Origin of the sequence: Ferruginibacter sp. (assembly GCF_031430955.1) — a bacterium.
GTDB lineage: Bacteria > Bacteroidota > Bacteroidia > Chitinophagales > Chitinophagaceae > Ferruginibacter.
Genome location: NZ_JANPCM010000149.1, coordinates 1 through 1,784, shown reverse-complemented (window position 1 = coordinate 1,784; position 1,784 = coordinate 1). Strand labels below are relative to the sequence as shown.

The following is a 1,784-nucleotide window of genomic DNA, read 5'->3' as shown; positions in this document are numbered from 1 at the left end:
GTTCAACATTTGTATTCTGAATTCAGTAAAATTATTTAACGCAAAAATTTTGATGGAATAGGATTTGATGACATGCATTTTTTTGTGCCGGAAGTTGTTATAAAACTTTCAGAAAAAGAAGTGCATATTTTTTGTGAGGTTAGTGCAAAGGAAATTTTTGATGCCATACAGTCCGAATCTTTAAATATCCCTGTTAATAAGCAATCTGATCTTGATATTAAAAACAGAATTTCAAAATCAGCTTACATTGACACCATACAAAAATTACAACAACATATTTTGCGTGGCGACTGTTACGAAATAAATTTTTGCCAGGAATTTTTTGCAGAAGATGCGGTAATAGATCCGTTATATGTTTATCATAAATTGATACAGCTTTCTCCCAACCCATTTGCAGCTTTATATAAATTAAATGATAAGTTTTGTATTTGTGCCAGCCCCGAACGGTATTTAAAAAAAGAAGGCAATAAAATTTTTTCTCAACCCATAAAAGGCACCAGCAAAAGGGATTTGGTTAACAAAGAAAATGATCTGCAAAACAAAAACTATTTATCTGCAAACGAAAAAGAAAAAAGTGAAAATGTAATGGTGGTAGATTTAGTGCGTAATGATTTAAGTAAAGTATGTAAAGAAGGCACAGTAAAAGTAGATGAACTGTTTGGGGTGTATAGTTTTCCGCAGGTACACCAAATGATAAGCACCATTAGCGGCGAAATAAAAAATGATATTGACTGGATAGATATTGTTAAAGCAACTTTTCCCATGGGATCAATGACCGGCGCCCCTAAAAAAAGGGTGATGGAATTAATTGAGCAGTATGAGCAAACCAAACGGGGATTATTTTCTGGTGCTATCGGCTATATAAACCCAGATGGTGATTTTGATTTTAATGTGGTAATACGCAGTATATTTTATAATGCTTCCACCCGTTACCTTTCCTTTCAAGCGGGTGGAGGAATAACTTTTTACAGCGATGCAGAAAAGGAATATGAAGAGTGTTTGTTGAAAGCGGAGGCTATGAGGAAAGTGCTGGAGTAACTGTCATGTCGACGAAGGAGACATCTGTCGAACTATATTACTACTGCCGAACATTTGCAGCACTGTTGAACAGGGAGATGTTTCCTTCATCGATATAACAACTGCATTCGCCGGTTTTAATGCCTTATCGCAATTAGAGTTGCAAAAATACTATAACTCAGCAGTTATCTAAAAGCTCTAAATATTATCGGGGGGGGGGTAAAAATCTTTTAGCAGTTTCAATATCTTCATTGGTAAATTTAAATGCCAAAATTATTTCCTCATACTTTTTTTTGCTTATACTTTTACATTTCTCTAATTTAGAAACGGCTTGCTGCCTAACTCCTAATTTTCTTGCAGCTTCATTTTGTTTAATGCCTTTTAGGTTGCGTAGTAATTTTAAAAGTTCCCCGGGTTGGTGGTCGTTATTTTGATGCAGCATTTTAGGTTATTGTTTTAATTATAAAATTAGGGTTGCCGTGTTATATAAACAATACCACTAACTGGTAATTCTTTATGTACTAATTGTTAATTTTTAGATTAGTTGTAATTTACAACCAGTAGTTTTTTGGTTGATAAAAATTTTCTATACAACTTACCTTATATAATTTCTAAGCTAAAAGAAAACAAAACTATCAACCTAACACAATGGCGCAAAGTTTTAAAACAAACCTCACCAACGTTGCTGTGCAGTATATAAAGCAATTAAATGTGCCTGTTACCAAAACAAGCTTAAAAGAAAGCCTGGAGCAAAATCCTTATTACCC

General features: G+C 33.7%; 2 protein-coding genes. One reads left to right on the top strand and one right to left on the bottom strand.

From position 1 onward, the window contains the following. Positions 1-84: 84 nt before the first annotated feature. A complete protein-coding gene (locus ACY65O_RS04040; protein ID WP_462219564.1) occupies positions 85-1,038 on the top strand; it encodes an anthranilate synthase component I family protein in 954 nt (317 codons plus the stop codon). Between the two features lie 184 nt (positions 1,039-1,222). Here ACY65O_RS04040 and ACY65O_RS04035 read toward each other — a convergent pair whose 3' ends face one another. Next, a complete protein-coding gene (locus tag ACY65O_RS04035) occupies positions 1,223-1,459 on the bottom strand; it encodes a helix-turn-helix transcriptional regulator (protein ID WP_462219563.1) in 237 nt (78 codons plus the stop codon). Between the last annotated feature and the right edge of the window lie 325 nt (positions 1,460-1,784).

Bases quoted from the DNA above. Each gene is read 5' to 3' on its own strand.
- ACY65O_RS04035 (WP_462219563.1), bottom strand. From the start codon at position 1,459: ATGCTGCATCAAAATAACGACCACCAACCCGGGGAACTTTTAAAATTA.